Origin of the sequence: Mesorhizobium tianshanense, from assembly GCF_007830515.1 — a bacterium.
Classification (GTDB): Bacteria; Pseudomonadota; Alphaproteobacteria; order Rhizobiales; family Rhizobiaceae; genus Mesorhizobium; species Mesorhizobium tianshanense.
On sequence record NZ_VLKT01000090.1, the window covers coordinates 1 to 18219 of the forward strand.

21 protein-coding genes and 1 riboswitch are annotated in these 18219 nt (G+C 62.8%); of the genes, 10 read left to right on the forward strand and 11 right to left on the reverse strand.

All coding sequences use genetic code 11. The features are described 5' to 3' along the window. Window positions 1-188 (reverse strand): septum formation initiator family protein (locus IQ26_RS40145; protein WP_240547422.1); only part of this gene is annotated, 188 nt, incomplete at its 3' end. A gap of 473 nt (window positions 189-661) precedes the next feature. After that, a complete protein-coding gene (locus IQ26_RS36280; protein WP_145723181.1) occupies window positions 662-1300 on the reverse strand; it encodes a dihydrofolate reductase family protein in 639 nt (212 codons plus the stop codon). Between the two features lie 288 nt (window positions 1301-1588). Between IQ26_RS36280 and IQ26_RS36285 the strand changes: the two genes are divergently transcribed. Beyond that, window positions 1589-2848: a hypothetical protein gene (locus tag IQ26_RS36285; RefSeq protein ID WP_240547424.1), complete on the forward strand. Its 1260-nt coding sequence runs from the start codon at window positions 1589-1591 to the stop codon at window positions 2846-2848. Here the strand turns inward: IQ26_RS36285 and IQ26_RS36290 are convergent. Genes IQ26_RS36290 through IQ26_RS36300 form a run of 3 tightly spaced genes read right to left on the reverse strand, consistent with a single transcriptional unit; the run spans window position 2841 to window position 4545 of the window. Then, window positions 2841-3380: a hypothetical protein gene (locus IQ26_RS36290; RefSeq protein ID WP_145723183.1), complete on the reverse strand. Its 540-nt coding sequence runs from the start codon at window positions 3378-3380 to the stop codon at window positions 2841-2843. The genes IQ26_RS36285 and IQ26_RS36290 overlap by 8 nt on opposite strands. Further along, a complete protein-coding gene (locus tag IQ26_RS36295; protein WP_407660249.1) occupies window positions 3377-3967 on the reverse strand; it encodes a hypothetical protein in 591 nt (196 codons plus the stop codon). The genes IQ26_RS36290 and IQ26_RS36295 overlap by 4 nt, the downstream gene beginning before the upstream one ends. Next, window positions 3967-4545 (reverse strand): hypothetical protein, encoded by a 579-nt coding sequence (locus IQ26_RS36300; protein ID WP_145723185.1) that lies wholly within the window; start codon window positions 4543-4545, stop codon window positions 3967-3969. Before IQ26_RS36300 ends, IQ26_RS36295 begins: the two co-directional genes overlap by 1 nt. Window positions 4546-4852: 307 nt before the next feature. Here IQ26_RS36300 and IQ26_RS36305 point away from each other — a divergent pair, with 307 nt between their 5' ends. Continuing rightward, complete coding sequence (locus IQ26_RS36305) at window positions 4853-6565, forward strand: GH32 C-terminal domain-containing protein (RefSeq protein ID WP_145723186.1); 1713 nt, start codon at window positions 4853-4855, stop codon at window positions 6563-6565. A gap of 22 nt (window positions 6566-6587) precedes the next feature. On the opposite strand, the gene IQ26_RS36310 is transcribed toward IQ26_RS36305, so the two are convergent. Both IQ26_RS36310 and IQ26_RS36315 read right to left on the reverse strand, forming a co-directional pair. Next, window positions 6588-7358 carry an HAD-IIB family hydrolase gene (locus tag IQ26_RS36310; protein WP_322791124.1) on the reverse strand — a complete coding sequence of 257 codons (771 nt, stop codon included), beginning with the start codon at window positions 7356-7358 and terminating at the stop codon, window positions 6588-6590. Then, window positions 7340-8677: a glycosyltransferase family 4 protein gene (locus tag IQ26_RS36315; RefSeq protein ID WP_145723188.1), complete on the reverse strand. Its 1338-nt coding sequence runs from the start codon at window positions 8675-8677 to the stop codon at window positions 7340-7342. The genes IQ26_RS36310 and IQ26_RS36315 overlap by 19 nt, the downstream gene beginning before the upstream one ends. 298 nt (window positions 8678-8975) lie before the next feature. Here IQ26_RS36315 and mgtE point away from each other — a divergent pair, with 298 nt between their 5' ends. The 3 genes from mgtE to IQ26_RS36330 all read left to right on the forward strand — a co-directional run bounded on the left by mgtE (window position 8976) and on the right by IQ26_RS36330 (window position 11510). Beyond that, window positions 8976-10394, forward strand: coding sequence for a magnesium transporter (gene mgtE, locus IQ26_RS36320; RefSeq protein WP_145723189.1), 1419 nt, complete (start codon window positions 8976-8978; stop codon window positions 10392-10394). Window positions 10395-10560: 166 nt separating this feature from the next. Next, window positions 10561-10947, forward strand: a complete 387-nt coding sequence (locus IQ26_RS36325; RefSeq protein WP_126044048.1) for a MerR family transcriptional regulator — start codon at window positions 10561-10563, stop codon at window positions 10945-10947. Window positions 10948-10997: 50 nt separating this feature from the next. Beyond that, complete coding sequence (locus IQ26_RS36330) at window positions 10998-11510, forward strand: HXXEE domain-containing protein (protein ID WP_145723190.1); 513 nt, start codon at window positions 10998-11000, stop codon at window positions 11508-11510. An 11-nt stretch (window positions 11511-11521) separates the two neighbouring features. On the opposite strand, the gene IQ26_RS36335 is transcribed toward IQ26_RS36330, so the two are convergent. The 3 genes from IQ26_RS36335 to IQ26_RS36345 all read right to left on the reverse strand — a co-directional run bounded on the left by IQ26_RS36335 (window position 11522) and on the right by IQ26_RS36345 (window position 14264). Then, window positions 11522-11998, reverse strand: a complete 477-nt coding sequence (locus IQ26_RS36335; protein ID WP_145723191.1) for a methyltransferase family protein — start codon at window positions 11996-11998, stop codon at window positions 11522-11524. Continuing rightward, window positions 11995-12999 carry an acetyltransferase domain-containing protein gene (locus IQ26_RS36340; protein ID WP_145723192.1) on the reverse strand — a complete coding sequence of 335 codons (1005 nt, stop codon included), beginning with the start codon at window positions 12997-12999 and terminating at the stop codon, window positions 11995-11997. Before IQ26_RS36340 ends, IQ26_RS36335 begins: the two co-directional genes overlap by 4 nt. An 83-nt stretch (window positions 13000-13082) precedes the next feature. After that, entirely contained in the window at window positions 13083-14264 is a 1182-nt protein-coding gene (locus tag IQ26_RS36345) for an aromatic ring-hydroxylating oxygenase subunit alpha (protein WP_145723193.1), read from the reverse strand. 119 nt (window positions 14265-14383) lie between these two features. On the opposite strand from IQ26_RS36345, the gene IQ26_RS36350 reads away from it, so the two are divergent. From IQ26_RS36350 to cobO, 5 genes are all read left to right on the forward strand, one after another. Beyond that, window positions 14384-15076, forward strand: a complete 693-nt coding sequence (locus IQ26_RS36350; protein ID WP_145723194.1) for a gamma-glutamylcyclotransferase — start codon at window positions 14384-14386, stop codon at window positions 15074-15076. A gap of 173 nt (window positions 15077-15249) precedes the next feature. After that, a riboswitch (cobalamin riboswitch) is annotated at window positions 15250-15436 on the forward strand. A 38-nt stretch (window positions 15437-15474) separates the two neighbouring features. Next, on the forward strand, window positions 15475-15654 hold the full coding sequence (locus IQ26_RS36355) for a CbtB domain-containing protein (protein ID WP_145723195.1): 180 nt from the start codon (window positions 15475-15477) through the stop codon (window positions 15652-15654). 15 nt (window positions 15655-15669) lie between these two features. Further along, a complete protein-coding gene (locus IQ26_RS36360; protein WP_145723196.1) occupies window positions 15670-16440 on the forward strand; it encodes a CbtA family protein in 771 nt (256 codons plus the stop codon). Between the two features lie 22 nt (window positions 16441-16462). After that, window positions 16463-16960, forward strand: coding sequence for a bifunctional adenosylcobinamide kinase/adenosylcobinamide-phosphate guanylyltransferase (cobU, locus tag IQ26_RS36365; protein ID WP_407660250.1), 498 nt, complete (start codon window positions 16463-16465; stop codon window positions 16958-16960). Between the two features lies 1 nt (window position 16961). Next, complete coding sequence (cobO, locus tag IQ26_RS36370; RefSeq protein ID WP_145723198.1) at window positions 16962-17600, forward strand: cob(I)yrinic acid a,c-diamide adenosyltransferase; 639 nt, start codon at window positions 16962-16964, stop codon at window positions 17598-17600. Between the two features lie 320 nt (window positions 17601-17920). On the opposite strand, the gene IQ26_RS36380 is transcribed toward cobO, so the two are convergent. Beyond that, window positions 17921-18219, reverse strand: a 299-nt coding sequence (locus IQ26_RS36380; protein ID WP_208760293.1) for a transposase, incomplete at its 5' end; no start/stop codon positions are given.

Here is an 18219-nt window from a genome sequence, read left to right on the forward strand (position 1 = left end):
ATCGCCCGGCTCGAGCCACGCCGCTTCGGACCCGTTGCCGCAGGTGAACTCCGCTTGGACGACTGCTCCATCCCGCTCGGCTTCAGCGTCGGGCGCGGCGGTAGACCTTTCAGACGCCGGATCTCATCCTTCAGAGCCGCATTCTCGGCGCGAAGCCCGGCCACCTCTGCCCGCAACTGCAGGATCATGTCGAGCAGGTCCGTAGGGGTCGGCGTTCGAGAATCTGGTGGATCCGCCATGGCCTGACAGAATCACGCCGCCCGCCAAACCGCCACCCTCTCTAACCCGATACACCCGAGTCATAACGCCGCGTCCGCCACCGGTTTTGCCCCGGTTACTATAGCTTAAGCTAGGCTGTGGAGGGGTTGCGGTGTATGTCGCGATAACAAGCTGTGATATTGGACGGTCAGGTGCGGAACGCATCGTCCAGCCGGCAATTCAGGTCCTCGTAAGTGGCCGATTAGAAAGCCGGGTGATCTGTTACTGAAGCCGACTTCGGGTCCTGAGCGGTCGCGCCATCCCGCAGCCGTCTAATATCCGACTTCCAATCAACCAGCGCTCATGACCCCGAGCTGCCCTTCATCAGCCGGTTTCGCTTCCGTTGGAGCAGAATTTCCAAAACGTCTCTAACAAGAGAAGGGATGGGAATCATTTTCCGCTCCTATTTGGTCAGCACGACATGGGTAGCGTTTTGCGTGGGAACGTGCTCGGTGCAGCGATAGCCGAGGTTGGTGATATCGATATTGGCGAAGAGGTGCTCGCCAGAGCCGAGGAGTATCGGCGATATCGCAAGGTGCATCTCGTCGATGAGCCCGGCGCGCAGATATTGCCGGACAGTCGCCACTCCCCCGCCGAGCAGCACATCCTTGCCGTTGGCGGACTGGACCGCGCGCTCCAGCGCTGCTTCGATGCCGTCGGTTACGAAGTGGAAGACTGTGCCGCCCTCCATGGTGACCGGTGCACGTTCATGGTGCGTCAGCACGAAGACGGGGCAGTGGAACGGCGGATTGTCTCCCCACCAGCCCTTCCATTCGTCGGGCCAAGATCCGCGAATCGGCCCGAACATGTTTCGGCCCATGATCCACGCGCCGACATTCCTGTGAACGCGCGCCGCGAACTCGTCGTCGACACCTGCCGTGCCGTCTTCTTTTCCGTGCACTCGCTGAAATGTGCGGGTCGGGATAAACCAATCGTGCAGGGCCTCGCCGCCGACGCCCAGCGGATTTTCAGGGCTCTGATCAGGGCCGGCGCCGTAGCCATCGAGTGACAGGCTGAAATTGCCAACGCGAAGTTTGGTCATGGTAGAAGTCCTTCCTCATAACTGATTGCGAAATGCAATCGGTTATATTTTTTTGCACAACTGATCCTATATTGCAACCGGTTTTCGCGAGAAGTGCGCGCATTTGGATATCGAGCGACGGTCGGCAGCCCGCGCGGGCTGCCTTTCGCATCGTTCTCGACCGTCGCCGAATCCGGCCCACTCGAGGCGTCTCCTTCGTCACACGGTTTGTGAAAACGGATGTCGAAATCTGAATGCCCGCGCGTTGAGAGGCCGCTTTCGCTCCGCTAAGCATATGCCATGACGACCATGATTGAGGACATCGTCCGGCCGCTCGCGCTGACGGCCGGCCTTCTCGCCCGCTACTGGCCGCAACTCCTTCTCGTCGGCGCCATCGGGTACATCGCGCGCGACCTTCTGCTGGAGGCGGCGGTGACGGTGGGACTTCAACACCCGCTGGGCGGGATGCTCATGCTGTCGCTCGTGGTGCTGGCGAAGCTGCTGGTCGTGGTGACGATGTTCGCCGTGTTGCGGTCGGGCCTGCCCGCCCTGGCCGCGCTGCGGCAGGCGCCGGCCGGCACGGCGAAGGGCGCGGGCTGGCTGCGGGGCGGGGATCATATGCTGGCGGTCACGGCGGCGGTGATTCTGCCGTTCTTCGCCTACTACGCGGCGTGGGGCTTTCTCGGCGATACGGTGCGGGAATATTCGCGACTGGCGCTCGACCGCGTGGCATTCGGCGAGAAGCTCCAGATCTTTCAGCTCTTGCAGTCGCGCGGCCTGATCGCCTCGGTTGTCGCCTGCTGGGCGATCCGCTGGGCCGCCAAACGCATGAACGACCGCTCGCAGGCGCCGTGGTGGCGTCTCGTGATCGTGGCGGCGGACGCAAGCTGGATATTCATCGGCCTCTACGCGCTCGACATCTGGAAGGACGACTTCATCAGGTGGCTCGGGGCGGGCTCGCTGCTGGAAGAGCTGAGCATGGGCATACCGTCGTTGTCGATGACGGCCCACGCGGCGGAAGGCTTCACGCCGGTCGAGTTCCGACAGCCGAGCGCCTTCGAGCAGGCGCAGAACCTCTTCTTCTACGCGCTCCTGCCGATGATCTGGCTGGTCATGGCGGCCATCATCAACGGCTACGATCTGTCGCCAGCATCCGCGCCCGCGCACGCCGCGCCCTCGGGCGCCACGACCTGGCGGAAATGGCTGCATGATTTCGCCGCCCATTTCCTTGGCGGCTACCGCGCGCGCTACCGGCCGGTCTGGACCTGCCTGACGCTGACCGTCAGCGCCGGGCTTGCGACGCTCGTCACATTCATCGTCGCCTATCGCGCGCTCAACTGGCTCGGCGCCTGGCTCTGGTACGGGGCGACGCGCACGCTCGGCCCCTACGATCTCTCCACCTGGCAGGTTGTTGTCGGCGTCATGAGCGTGTTCATCGGCAGCCCGAGCGATCTCGACGGCGGCATCCTGCTCGACGCCGTGCGCATCGCCCTCCTGGCGGCGGTGCTCGAACACGCGGTGGCGACGCGGACGCGGTCGGCCGGCCGGACGCAGGCTGTCTCTACCTGAAGAGCAGATAGGCGGGCAGGGCCCCGGAGAGGGATACGGAAAGCGCGAGGCTCTCCGCGTCTTCGGGGACGACGAAGCTCTCGGCCATCATGACCGTATCGCCCGGGCTGAGCTCCTCGAACAGGCCGCAATGCGGTTTGTCCGCGGCTGCCGGCTTGGCCTTGCGCACCGCGCTCCCGGGCAGGAAGGCCGGCTCCCAGCGGCGGCCCCAATCGTCCGTCAGGGCGACCTGGCACCGATTTTCCGCAAGCTGCTTCGGATCGTCGACGGTCGCCTCGAACTCGGCGAGGACGACGGTCGTGTCGGGGAGGCTTCCGGGCAGGCGGGCAAGCCCGGTCAGCCGCCAGTCCGCCCCGGCATAGCGCTGCAAGGTCCCGCTTTCGACGGCGATGGGATTGCGCATGTCGCGCAGCCGCTCCCGAATCGTATCCCCTGTGTGCACCAGGATCGCGGCCGGCAGGACGACCGCAAGCGCCGCAATGCTGAACCAGTAGCGGCGGCGTTCGCCGGTATTCGCGGCGGTCGCCGTCATTCGGCCTCCAGCGTCCAGGGCTGGCTCCGGTTGCCCCGGCCGAGCGTGACGGCTGGCCGGATGTCTTGCGCCCGCACGTCCGTCATCTCGATCCACGCTTCCTCCGCGAGCGGCGTCAAGGCGGAGCGGGCGATCAGCAGGGTGGCGCCGGAGAGCTGGCTTTCCGGAACCTCGAACGCCATCAGCATCGGCCTCGGGATGCCCGGCTCCAGCCGCTCCGATCCCAGCATGCCCGACATGGCCGAGAAGCGCTGGCTGAGCGCATGGCGCACGCCGTTCGGGCCGAGCCATTTGGCGGATGTCAGGGAAAGGCTTTCCTGCTTGGCGGCGGCCGCGGCTTCGATGATCACCCAGACGCCGGAGGTGGTATAGGTGCGGGTGCGGCCGAAGCTCGACGCCATGACCTCCCGTGCCAGATGGACGTCGGCGACGCCGATGGCGAAGGCGCTCGTGTCCACCCTTTCGCCCTGCCTGCCGGCCACGGGAACGGGAGAGATGATGTCGCTGTAAAGAGGCGTCGTGCGCTGCATCCCGTAGAGCATTGCCGCAGCCAGCAGCACCCCCGCCAGCCCCTTGATGGCGCCGATCATTGCGCCATCTCCGCTGCGGCCGGTGAAACGGAAAGTTCGACGGCGGCGACCGGGTCGCGGTCGAACCACCCGGAAGCGCCGTAGAGATTATCGCGGCGCTTGTAGATCTGACTGCCGATCAGAAGCCGCAGCGTGCGCGGCGGGGGGAGGGCGGGCGGCCATTCCCAGGCCGCGATCATCCGTTCCGGCATGCCGGGGCTGATGCCGCCGGCGACCCAGCCGTCCCGCGTCAGATAGACGATCGGGTCGGGCAGGTTCGGGACCGGCGGATCGATGGCGAGCAATCTTGTGAGAACGTTGCTGGTTTCCGCCGAGCGGTTGTCGGCGTCGAATTCGACCATTACGAAGGTCTTCGGCTCCAGCGGCTCGATACCGGTTGGCGGCGTCGGGCCGGCCCGCGCCTTGCGGACCGTGACGATCCAGCGGCCGGTGTCCACCGGCTCGCCGGCGGCAACGAGGGCCACGCCCTCCGGGTTGGCCGCATCGTAGACCGCCATCGCAAACGAGGCGGCCGCCGCCGCTGTGCCGCCAATGCCAGTGATGAGAATAGCCAACAGACGCTGCCGTACCGTCATAGCCTCTCGATCGCCATGATTCCTCCACATGCACGATACGTCAGAAGATACCGCGAATTAAATCCCAGGAATTGGCATCTCGGTCAAATTCCGTCACGTCGCCAAACACAGGCCCAAACACAGACTTTGCGCCATCGGCCCGCTCAACCGGAGCTCGTTCATGCAGTGGATGCAGGCCCTGGGGCGCGGAATCCGGGGAATGGCTTTGCTAAAGTGAGAATCCGGCTTTAACCTCCTGCAACGTATTTCCAGGTCGAAAACCCGGTTTGACCTGTCCGGGAGCGCCACACAGAACGGAGCCATCTTCATGAGCGACAGCCAGGTTAGGACTGCGGGAGGGGACACCATTCGAAGCCTGCATGCCGACCTGCCAGTCAACGCCACGTTCCATATCTGGCTTAAGGCGACCAAGCCGGGCATCCAGGGCTCACTGTCTTTTTCTAATGTCCGTGGCAAGTTCGGCGAGGTGAGCGTTGCCAACGCCGAAGAACATGAATTCAGAATTTTTCACGTCTTCGGCGGCGGCAGTGTCGAACTGGATTACGACACGGATCAAACCTCGGTATCGGTTGCCTACTGGTTTGCGGCCGACGTGCTGGAGACAGGTATCACGGTTCTCCACACCAATCCGGGAAATGCCCCGCCGAACATCCCCGACAGCTATCATTTTCGTCCGCCGTTCGGCTGGATGAACGATCCAAACGGATTTGGCCGGTTTGGCGGTCGCCCACATCTCTTCTACCAGCATTATTCCCACGGGCTTCGCTGGAATACGATGCATTGGGGGCACGCCGTCTCTTCCGATTATTTGCGGTGGCGTCACATGCCTATCTTCCTGTTCCCATCGGAAGATCTTACCGCAAGGCCCGACAGACGCGGCGGTGCGTATTCCGGCTCAGCCATCCCGCTTGCCGATGGCCCGGGCATTCGCGTCTTTTTTACCGAGCAGGTACAGGACCGTATCCCGGAACAGCAAATCCAACTCACTGCCACCTCCAGCGACCTCATCATGGCGGGAAATGCGGAGGTCATCCTGCCATACCGCCCGCTTGACGAGGGATTGACATCGGATTTTCGCGATCCATACGTCTTCAAGGGACCGGATGGCCTTTGGAAAATGCTGCTGGGCAGCCAGAGCGATGAGGGCGGCGTTGTCCTGCTTTACGAAACCCATGATCATACGGCCGCCACCGGCTGGACATATATCGGCAAGCTTCTGGTCGAGAAAAGCTATCGGACGACGGCGATCGAATGTCCCTGCATGCTGCCGCTCGACGGGCCAGCGACCGACCCCGCGACACGCTGGGTTCTCATTCTCGGACTGATGAACGGCGAGGACCAATCCACCCGGCGCAAGAACCTGACCGTGGCTGTTGTAGGCTGGTTCGATGGTCAGACCTTTGCCAAGGAATTCGAACAGGAACTGGACTTCGGGACGGACAATTACGCCTTCCAGGCCTTCGTCGACGGTGATGCCATTGTCGGCATAGGGTGGCTTGCCAACTGGGTCGACACCGGATCGGAGATCGATTTCCCCACAGCCATGACGTTGCCTCGCAATATCCGTCTGTCTGCCGGCGCGCTGCATACTCCGCCCATCGGAGCCGCCGAGAGTTTGCGGAGCCACATTCTGGACCGGACACGCCTTGCAGCCGGAGAGCAGGTAACCTTTGTCAATGGCGCCGTCGAAATCCTGTTCGAGTTCGAAAAGCCGGGTGCCCATTTCCAACTGAAACTCAATCATCCAACCGTCCGCCTCGACGTCGTCCTCGACGATGAGGGGCTTGCCATTTGCCACGAAGACGGCGGCGCGGCTCAATCTCCTCACTATATCGCCAAGGGGGCCCGTCCAAAACGGCTGCGGATATTCCTCGACTACGGATCGATCGAGGTCTTCGCGGATCACGGTCGTTGGGCAGGCACGAAGCGGATCAGCGGTTTTGAGCCGATACAATCCGCACGTCTCATCGCCGAACCGGGTGCCGTTCTACATGCGACGGTATGGGCGCTCAAACCTTGACAGGGAGATCAGTACTTCCGGGTCAGGATTGGGCGTCCTCAAACACCGACCAATGAACGAGGCCTTCAACGACGCCAAGGGCAAACTGTTCCTTCGCACTGTAAATCAGCGGGTTGTCCCGAGCCATGTCACGCAGTTCGGGAAGCGCGTTGGCGACGACAATCCCGCGGGCGCCCGGCAGGGCGAACATACTGCGATCGTTGTTGGTATCGCCAGCGACGAGCACCTCGTCCAGGCCGATGCCGAGTTCATTGCAGAGCCAGGCGAGCGCCTGCCCCTTGTCTGCTGAACGCGGCAGGATGTCGAGATCGCGTCCGCTCGAATAGACCATCGTCACGGAGAGGCCGGCCTCCTCCAGCGCGCGCTCTATGCCGGCAAGGACGTCCGGACTTGCGTCGTGCAGGTACCAACTCGATTTGAAGGCGTGTTGATAACCGTCGGGCTGCCGGACGGTGTCGTTGAGCGATCCGAGCACTGCATCGACCTTTTCAAGAGACCAGCCTTCCGAAAGCCTTTCATTGAAGTGCCCCAGGCGCGATGTGTGCCGCGGACCGGCGAGCATCGTACCGACGCCCCCGATCACGTAGTCCGGCGCCGGCAGGCCGACTTCGTCGACGAAATTCAGAATGTCGTCGGCCAGACGACCGCTGTTGTAGACCAGGACCGGTCGGTGCTCGGGGTCGAGCGCTTCCCATCTGGAACGAAAGCGCGACGTCGCCGGCGCATGGCCGGCCAAAGTCCCGTCGAGATCGCTCGATAAAAGCGCGATCGGTCTCAATCGCCGTCGTTCCACGGCTCGTCCCAATCATGGTCGTCGACCGCCTTCAAAACCGGACGTCCCTCGACAAGGCTGACAAGCTGCTGCGCGATACCTGTCCAGGTGAACAGGCTGCGCGCCTTGTGTGCACCCATGCGGCCTAGTCGGCCGTAGAGGCGCGGGTGCTTCATGGGCTTGACGATCGTGATGCCGAGGTCTTCCTTGTCGAACGGATCGCCGAAGAGCGCGTGCCGGCCGTAGCTGATCCCGCGATAGAGGCCGCCATGGATCGTGACCACGGTGGGCGTTCCGCAGGCCATGGCCTCGATCGCGGTCATGCCGAACGGCTCGTAGCGGCTCGACAGGACGAACATGTCCGCCGCCCGATAGGTGTCGGCCAGATCCTCGTCGGCAACATAGCCGGAGAAGACGACACGATCCTGCAAGCCCAGTTGTTCAACCTGTTCTTTGAGCTGGTTCAGGATCTTCTGTTCCTGCTCGTCCATGTTCTCGCCGCCGACAGCGAGCCTCAGCACCGCATCCGGCACACGCGGCGCGACCACGGAAAACGCATCGATCAAAAGGTCGTAGCCCTTGTTCGTGGCGAGCCGGCCTAGCGCCAGGATCGTTCGCCCCTCGAAGCCGAGCCGATGGCGGATCAGCCTGCGGGAAGCCTCGCTGACGGGGAAGAACCGGTTGTCGTCATAGCCGGGCGGGATCATGTGCACGCGGTCGCGCTCGAGACTGTAGTCCTCGACCAGCATATCCACCTGCTGCGGCGTCGTTGCAATCACCATCGCGCAGCTTCGATAGATGATCGTCTCGTGCTTTATGCGCTCAGTGAAATTGAACTCGGCTTCGAATGTATCGGCCTTGTCCGGGTAGTCCGTCTTCATCTGGCGCTGCTTCCATATGCCGAGGGAATGCGGCGTATGGATGTGCGGGACAGTGAGCGCTTCCGACAGCCGTTGCCCGGCCACGCCCGCATCCCAGTAGTGACTGTTGATGAAGTCGTAGGAAAGGTTTTCCCTTCGAATCAGACGCAGGGCGTTTTCACACCATTCGAGAAGGTGGCGGTGGAGATATTCCTTGGGAATGAAATCGGGTCCGCCACAGCCGACGCGCAGGACACGAACTCCGTCCGCCACGTCATCGACAGCAGGCTGGTCTTCAAATCGCCGCGTCCAGATATCGACAGCATAGCCCAATTGGGCCAGCTTTTTGGCCAGTTCCAGGACATAGACCACCTGTCCGCCCGTATCGGCCGCGCCCAGTGGCGGGTTTGCTGCCACGTAGCCATGGGTTGAAATGAGTGCAATTCTAGGTATCGCCGCATCCGAGTTGTCGTCCGGCATCTCAATCCTTCTCTTCGGTTGATCTTTGCATGTCCGCGGTCGAAGCATGCGCCAGTTCGGTTATATAGGGTTCCGGTCTCCATCGGCAAACATTGAGAGCGCGCTCAGGTCGCAATTTGACGCGCGGTGAAGGCAACCGGTTCTGTCTGCAGCGCCGCGCGTCCTTCCGGACGCCCAAAGGACGCTGTAGCAATTTATCCTCCCGCATGATCCTTTCAGAAAATCGATTCCGATTTTCGGGGTCATGCGTTAGACCTGACAGGCACCTTTTCCGAAATTCCGACGGCTGGAGGCGCTGGTGGAAGGCCAGGACGAACAGACGACCGGCGCCAGGGCCGCTGACGACAGCCACGCCGACATCTATGGCGAGGACGGCGCCATTTTGTCGTCGTTCCTTGCCCAGATCGGCGCGGCGATCGCCGATCGCGATACGCTGACGCTGAAGCGCGAAGTCGACGACCTGCATCAATCCGAACTCGGCGACCTGCTCGAGGCGCTGCATCCTGAACAGCGCCGCGCGCTGGTCGAATTGTTGGGCGCCGACTTCGACTTTTCCGCGCTGACCGAGGTCGACGAGGCGATTCGCCGCGACATCGTCGACAATCTGCCCAATGCGCAGATCGCCCAGGGGATGCAGGACCTCGATTCCGACGACGCGGTCTACATTCTCGAGGATCTCGAAAAGGAGGACCAGGACGAGATCCTGTCGCAACTGCCGTTCACCGAGCGGATCAGGCTGCGCCGTTCGCTCGACTATCCCGAAGAGACCGCCGGCCGCCGCATGCAGACGGAGTTCGTCGCGGTGCCGCCGTTCTGGACGATCGGCCAGACCATCGACTACATGCGCGAGGACCAGAACCTACCTGACCGCTTCAGCCAGATCTTCGTCATCGATCCGAGCTTCAAGCTGCTCGGCGCCATCGATCTCGACCAGATCCTGCGCACCAAGCGTTCGGTCAAGGTCGAAGAGGTCATGCATGAGACCAGGCACGCCATTCCGGCCACGATGGACCAGGAAGAGGCGGCGCGGGAATTCGAGCAATACGACCTTCTCTCCGCCGCCGTCGTCGACGAGAACGAGCGGCTTGTCGGCGTGCTGACCATCGACGACGTGGTTGACGTCATCCAGCAGGAGGCCGAAGAGGACCTGCTGCGCATGGGCGGTGTCGGCGACGAAGAACTGTCGGACAGCATTTTGTCGACCTCGCGCTCGCGCGTTCCCTGGCTGCTGGTCAATCTGGGGACGGCTTTCCTGGCGGCTTCGGTGATCGGCCTGTTCGACCGCACGATCGAGCACATCGTGGCGTTGGCAGTGCTGATGCCGATCGTGGCGGGCATGGGCGGCAATGCCGGCTCGCAGACCATGACGGTCACGGTGCGGGCGCTGGCGACGAAGGACCTCGACATCTACAATGCCGGCCGCATCATCCGTCGCGAGATGGGCGTCGGCTCCATCAACGGCATCGTTTTCGCCATCCTGATCGGCATCGTCGCGGCCGCCTGGTTCCGCGATCCCAACCTGGGCGGAATCATCGCGGCGGCGATGATCATCAACATGTTCGTGGCGGCGTTGGCCGGCATCCTGATCCCGCTGCTGCTCGACCGGCTCAAGGTCGACCCGGCTGTGGCTTCGGCGGTTTTCGTGACGACCGTCACCGATGTCGTCGGCTTCTTTGCCTTTCTCGGCCTTGCCGCATGGTGGTTCGGCGTGCGCTAGAGCGAACGCGCGGTTACGCCTTCAATTGACTTTTACGTAAATGCCATGCGAGGTTTCGGCGGAAGAGGGGGCGCAGGCCGATTCCGGCGCGGGACGGGCCCGCCTGGGACGCAAACCGACGCGGCATAATGGGCGATTGCGCGGGTCCAGGCATTTTGGAGTGACGATGCGGGAATATTATTCGATCACCGAACTGACCCGCGAATTCGATGTTTCGACGCGGACGCTGCGCTTCTACGAGGACGAGGGGCTGGTGCAGCCGATACGGCGCGGCCGCACGCGGCTGTTTCGCCCGTCGGACCGGCATCTCATCCGCCAGATCATGCGCGGCAAGAGGCTCGGCTTTTCGATCAACGAAATCCGCGAAATCATCCAGATGTACAAGGAGCCGCCCGGCGAGGTCGGTCAACTCAATCTGATGATCAAGCGCATCGAGGAAAAGCGCGAGGATTTGCGCCAGAAGCGCCGGGACCTCGAAGAGACCCTGGCCGAACTCGACCAGGCCGAGGAATCCTGCGTCGAGCGGCTGGTGGAGCTCGGCGTCAACACCTGACCGATCCCCGATGTCTCTTCGCCAAGGCACTCTCTAACCGGCGATCAATCATGTTCATCATTCTCGCTTGGCTGTTCGCCGCCGTGGTCGCCATCCACAATCTGGAGGAGGCTGTTCTTCTGCCTGCCTGGTCCGGACAAGCAGGGCGTTGGCATCGTCCCGTTGGGTCCAATGAATTCCGGTTCGCGGTGTTCGTACTCACGGTTCTTGCCGGCGTTGCCGCCTTGACCGCCACCGTGCAGGGACGGGAGAGTTTCGGCGCCTATGTCCTGACCGGTTATGCGCTGGCGATGCTGCTCAATGTGGCCTTTCCGCATCTCCTCGCCACATTGGCCATGGGCCGCTATATGCCGGGCACCGCGACCGCTCTCGGCTTGAACCTGCCGGTCAGCGCCGCCCTGCTGCATCAGGCGTTTCGCGAGGGCTATATCTCGTCAGCGCGTTTCGCCCTGGCGGGACCGGCCGTCGTCTTGGCTATCGTGCTATTGATCCCGGCGCTGCTTTATGTCGGACGAAAACTGCTGCCGGACTCGGGAAGCGCGCCGGGCAAGGCTTCGGGCTGATTTCGCCGCCATCAGATCCAGCGCCGCACCCTTTTCGCGTAATCGCGGTACTTCTTGCCGAATTTCGTCGCAAGAACTTTTTCCTCGCCCTCGATCGCCATCTTCTGCGTTGCGAAGGCCGCGATGATCGCCAGCGGCAGGAACCATGGAATCCCCGAGACGAGGGCCACGCCGATCAGTAGCAGCGTATTGGCCAGATATATCGGGTTGCGGCTGACGGCGAAGGGGCCTGATGTGACCAGATGGTCCGGCACGGCGTTTGGGTGGAGCGTCGTCTTTGCCCGGATCATGGTGCGGATCGCCGTGAACCAGAGTGAGACCACGCCGAGCAAGGTCACCCAGCCGGCCGCGAACAGGATGTCGCCGAGAAGGCCGCCGATCCATGGCAGCGGGTAAAGCAAGCCAAGCGCGATACTGACGGCGATGGCCGCGAGATAGATCAGCGGCGGCCACGGTATGAGCCCCGGTTTCGGCTGATGGTCGGTCATGGTGCTCCTCCCTCCATCAAAGTGCTGTCGGCTTTGGCGGTGCAGGCGCCGGCGAGTTCGCCGAGATGTGCCTGCCATTCCGCAGCCTGGTCGTTGCGGTAGAGCCGATCAAGCGTGGCCTCGCGTTCGAGCGTATCGAGCATGCACTCACAATAGCTGGAGCAGAACTCCGTGTCGCGCGATTGCTCGCACGACATCTGGCAATCTTTCAGGAAGGTCAGCTGCCTGGTTTCGACCGGCGCCGGCATGATTTGCGAAAACAGCCAGATCGAGCCGATCAGAACCGGCTGGTGGATCAGATAGAAGGCGAGGCTGTTCCGGCCGATAAAGACCAGCGGATTTGTCCAGCGACCGGGCGTCAGGCCCGCCAGCCGCGTCAGCCCGCCGGAGGCGGAGGCGAGCTTTGCCACCGCGATGCCCGCGAGCACGGCGCCGAACCACGGCAACAGCGGGACATAGTCGTTGGAGCGCGGATTGGTTGCCGACAGGCCGACCCACCACAGGGCCGGATGGTCGAAGATCTCGGACCTGAGGTAGAGGGGTGCGGTGATGACGAAAGCCGCGACAACCAGCGTCAGCAGCACCGGCAACCGCAGGAACGCCAGGCCGAGCAGGCTGGCCAGCGCGATCTCGTGCAGGATGCCGAAGAAGATGAAGCTGTCCGGCGTGGCAAGCCTTGTGGCGGCCGATATGGCGAGCGCCGCCCCGGCGACCATGGCGAAGCGCTTCCAGAACCCGTTCCAGCGGATTTGTTTGCCATGGGCGAGGAACAGGCTGACGCCAACTAGGAACAGGAAGGTCGAGGCGATGCAGCGTGCGTAGAATTTCCACCAGCCGAAGGCGGTCAGGCCAGGATCGGCGTAGCCGAAGAATTCGAGATCCCAGGTGAAATGGTAGCTCGCCATGGCAAGCAAAGCGATGCCGCGGGCCACGTCGATGGCGACGATGCGTTTCAGCTTCGGCGAATCCTGAACGGAGGCGGTCGGCGTAGGAATGCTCATGGTCTCGCAATCTGATTCAGCACTGCAAGACGACTATCATGGTTGCCCCGGACAAAAGAAGGCGGGCCAAATCCCCTCGATGTTCACGGCTTGGATGAAAGCGTTGTATGCTGCTCGCGCACCCAGTTGTGGAAGCGGTGTAGATCATACTCCTCGGGCATCAGCACGCCGGCCCTGTGGCGCCTCGAGCGCAGGCCGTTCTGGTTGACCTCGCAGATATCAGCGTCTTCTTCGAGCACCTGCCTGCCGAAGGCGACGATGTTGTCGAGGTCCGCCGTTGGATCGGCGAGCGCTTCGGGCGAAAAAAGCCATTCGGCGGTCAGTTCGGTCTGCTCCGGTCCAACCGGCACCAGCCGCACGGTCCTGACATAGTCGACATGGCCGACGATGAACATAGACGGCAGGTTGGTCGCATAGGTCTGCCCGGCGGTACGCTCGGAGGGCGTCAGCTCGGAAAAGACCGGACCGTGGACGTGGCCGTCGCGCGACCAGGTCTCGGCCCCGGCCCGCAGGCCACCGGAAAATTCCGGCGCGTCATTGTCGGCGTGACGGGCCCATTCCGGGTCGTCATGCCGTCCCATCAGGCCGCGGCCATAGATCGGCACCAACCGCGACAGGTCCTTGTGAACGCCCGGGCAATGCAGGCACTCGTTGAAGTTCTCCCAGAAGATCTTCCAATTGCAGTTCATCACCTTGCGCAGCACATGGCCGGTCACCAGCGTTTCCAGCGGCCAGTTGGCAAGATTGCCGGATGTGGGATCGAAGGATGCTTCAGCTGAACCGGCGGCGTCTTCCACGAGATTGACGAAGACAAAACCGCGCCACACCGACAGCGCCACGCGGTAGAGCGGATGATCGGCCTTGTCGAAGCCTTCGGGCAGCGATTTCGACGGCACGCGCACGAGATCGCCGCGCAAGGAATAGGACCAGGCGTGATAGGGGCAGGTGATGAGCCGCGCCTTCAGCCGTCCTTCGCTTTCCCGGCAAAGCTGTGAGCCGCGATGCCGGCAAGTGTTGTGGAAGGCGCGAAGGGTGCCGGTCTCGTCGCGCAGCACGACGATCTCCTGCGTGCCGACACGGAATGTCTTGAATGCCAGCGGCTGGGCAAGGTCGCCCTCGCGGCAGACGAGCAGCCAGTTTCGATACCAGATGGCGTCGAGATCGCGCTGATAGGCGTCCAGGTCCCAGTAGTCCGACGCCGGCAGCGTCGGCTCGGCCCGGGTCAGGCCGTTATAGGGGTCATGCTCGCTGTGGTTGGGCTGCATGGCAGGCTTCCTGTGATGTGCCAGCCGACACCCGGCCGCGAAAATTGTCAATCGCGGTGACGGCATTGCGAGTCTCGGGCGGGACGCATAATCATGCGGCAAGAAAAGGGATATGGAACGTGGCCACACGACAGATGGCGCTCACGCCGGCGCTGGTCGCGCGCTGTTGGCGCGAGGTCCAGGATGCTGGACCTGACCCGGATGCCATGCATCTGGATGATGGCGACTATGACGCGATGCTGGACGAGTTACAGGCAGAACTCCCTGCCGCCGAACCGTTGTGGCTGTTCGGCTACGGTTCGCTGATCTGGAAACCCGAAATCGACCATGTCGAGGAACGTGTCGCCGTGGTGCGTGGCTGGCACCGGTCTTTTTGCATGAACATGACGCGCTGGCGCGGCACCAAAGATCGCCCTGGCCTGATGATGGCTCTGGACCGCGGAGGGCAGTGCAAGGGCATCGCTTTTCGGCTAACCGATGGCGATCGGCGGCAGCAATTGGGCAGGCTTTTCCGACGCGAAATGACGCTGAAGCCGACAAGCTATAAGCCTCGTATTCTCAGGCTGGCGAGCGACGGCGGTCCGTTGAGGGCGCTGACTTTCGTCATCAATCGCAGCGGCATCACCTATGCTGGTTCGCTCGATGAGCACGAGGTCGTCGAAAGACTGGCCACGTCCTGTGGACACTGGGGATCGGGCGTCGACTACCTCTACAACACGGTGAAAAACCTGGAAGAGCGCGGCATTCACGACCGCCATCTTTGGCAGCTGCAGCAACTGGTCGCCAATCGGATCGTCTCATTGGAAGGCTGAAGCCAAATGGCGCATTCCAGCTGGCGGCCGGCGGAATTTGGTTTGCCGGGCGCGACGATTCTGCCTATAGTCGCAGCTGTCGTCGGTTCCGTTAGGGACCGCGCATGATCCCGGAACCGAAATCGGTTCCGGGAAGGTCATGCGCAGAGTCTAAGTGTTAGAGCGTCCTTTGTGCGTCCATTCGGACGCACGGTGCTCTAAAGGGAATGCGGTGAGGGCGAATTGTTTGCCCGATGCCGTGGCTGCCCCCGCAACTGTGTGCGGTAGTCCTCTCCATATGCCACTGAAGTTTCGTCTTCGGGAAGGTGGGGAAGGGCGCTGATCCGCGAGCCAGGAGACCTGCCGGCGACAGGGAAACTGACTTCTATGCCCTCGGGTGGAGGGCGAAAGGACAAGACATGAATACCGCTTCCGTCTCCCTCGGCGCTTCCGTCTCCTCGCAGTCGCGCTTCATGCAGCTGGCGCTTGCTGCGTTTCTCGGCATTTTCGTCATGGGCTTTGTCGGCTTCTCGCAAATCGATGCGGTGCACAACGCCGCCCACGACTATCGCCACTCGATGGCATTTCCCTGCCACTGACGAAGGGCTGACATCATGACACTGTTTCGCAACGTCGTGTTCATCGCGGCGATCGCAGGGCTCGTGGCCGGCGTCGTTCTCGCCTGCATGCAGGCCTATGCTACCGTGCCGCTCATTCTGAAGGCGGAAGTGTACGAACAGGCCGGCGGCGGCCACACGCATGACCATGCCGCGGCGCCCGCCGCGAACGTCACCGATACCGATGCCATGACCAGCGCGGCACCTGCAGAAGCTGCCGCTCGGGAAGGCGAAGGCTGGGCGCCGGCCGACGGTTTTGAGCGATTCGCCTTCAACGTCGTTGCCAATGTCGTCACCGGCATCGGCTTTGCGCTGATCCTGGTCGCCGCTTCGGAATTCGCCGGCGGCATCGGCAATTGGCGTCAGGGCCTGTTCTGGGGCCTTGCCGGCTTTGCCGTGTTCACGCTGGCCCCAAACCTTGGCTTGCCGCCCGAACTGCCGGCAATGCCGGCGGCCGATCTCAGCCAGCGCCAGATCTGGTGGACGGCGACGGTGGTGGCGACCGCGGCCGGTCTTGGCCTGCTTGCCTTCCGCAAGTCGTTGCCGCTGGCGCTTGTTGCCGTGGCGCTGATCGTGGCGCCGCATATCGTCGGCGCGCCGCAGCCCGACAGTTTCGAGTCGCCGATCCCGGAAGGCCTGCACCACCAGTTCGTGGTGGCGGTAACGCTGACCAATCTGGTGTTCTGGCTGGTGCTCGGCGTCGTCGTCGGCGTGGTGCGTGGCCGTTTCACCGGCACGGCGACCAGCCTGCGCGACAGCTTTGCCTGATCGCGTTGCTCCCGGCGGGAAGCTGACCTTCATTGTCGGCGGTGCGCGCTCCGGCAAGAGCGCGCACGCCGAAGGACTGGTAACGGCCTGTCCGGCGCCGTGGACCTATATCGCCACCGCCGAGGCTTACGACGACGAAATGCGCGAGCGCATCGCGCTGCACCGGTCGCGGCGCGGCGAGGGCTGGACGACCGTCGACGCGCCGCTCGATCTCGTCGGCGCGATCGAGGCTTTGCCCGACGGCCGGCCTGTCCTGATCGACTGCCTGACGCTGTGGCTGTCCAACCATATGCTGGCCGAACGCGACATCGAGGCCGAATGCCAAGGGTTGGCGGATGTGCTGTCGCGGCCGCGTGGGCCATGGTTCGTGGTTTCCAACGAAGTTGGGCAGGGGATCGTGCCCGACAATGCGCTCGCCCGCCGGTTTCGCGACGCCGCCGGCCGGCTCAACCAGCAGGTCGCGGCAGTGGCCGATACGGTGCTGCTGATCGTGGCGGGGCTGCCGCTCAAGGTGAAATGACATGGCTGATACCAAGCACATCAAAGACAAGCCGATTGACGACAGGGATGAGGAACGCCACCGCGCCAAGATGGCCAAGCGCAAGGCGGTGCAAGACGCCGAGGTCGCTGCAAAGACGGTCGAGAAGGGGCTGCTGATCGTCAACACCGGACCCGGCAAGGGTAAGACCACTGCCGCCTTCGGGCTGGCGCTGAGGATGCTCGGCTATGGCAAGCACGTCGGCGTCGTCCAGTTCATCAAGGGCAAATGGCATTCCGGTGAGAAGGACGCCTTTGCCGCTTTCGGCGACCGGGTCGTCTGGCACGCGATGGGCGAAGGCTTCACCTGGGAGACGCAGGACCTGAAGCGCGACATTGCTGCCGCCGAGGCCGCCTGGGCCAAGGCGCTCGAGCTGATGGCCGATTCGTCGATCAGCCTTCTGGTGCTCGACGAGCTGAACATCGCGCTACGATACGACTATCTCGATCTCGACAAGGTGGTCGCAGCGCTGAAACGGCGCCGCGAGGGCCTGCACGTCGTCGTCACCGGCCGCAACGCCAAGCCGGCCCTAGTCGAGGCGGCCGATCTGGTCACCGAGATGGGCGTGACCAAGCACCATTTCTCGGCGGGCGTGAAGGCGCAGCAAGGCATAGAGTTCTGATCGCTCGGCAAGCTGGAGATTGTTCGTGGAACAGGCGGCAATCGTCTATCTTCTTCTCAACGGCGGTCAGTTTGGAGCGTCGCAAGAACGCGAATCCATTCTCGTTTTGGAGGATAGGCTAGAGCAAGTTATCAGGGATGCATCGGTCGGCGAGTTTGATGGCGACGAGTTTGGTGAAGGCAACTGTATCCTCTATCTGTACGGGCCAGACGCTGAACGACTTTTTGTTGCAATCGAGCCCGTACTGAAATCTTCTTCCGTAGCTGCCGGCAGGTATGCGATCAAAAGATTTGGCGAGTCGACCGTGAACAATCCGGGCCCTAAGCGGCGACCGACTTCGGCCGAAGTTGAAGCAGGGCGATCAAGAGCGACAAAAAATCCTTCAGCCACCTGAGCAGGAGGGAGAAGTTGTAGCCGGCGGCGGCCAGGATGGCGTTGAGGGCGTCGCCCTGGCGGCCGGCGAGGTAGTTGCGGCCCATTCTGTGTTCGCTCTTGATGTGGCCGATGACGGGCTCGACCGCCGACCGCCGCCGCATCTGGCGCTTGATGGCTGGGGTGACGCGGCGCTTCTGGCCGGCGGTGAAGACCCTGAACTTGTGGCTCTGCGGTGCGTTGTGGC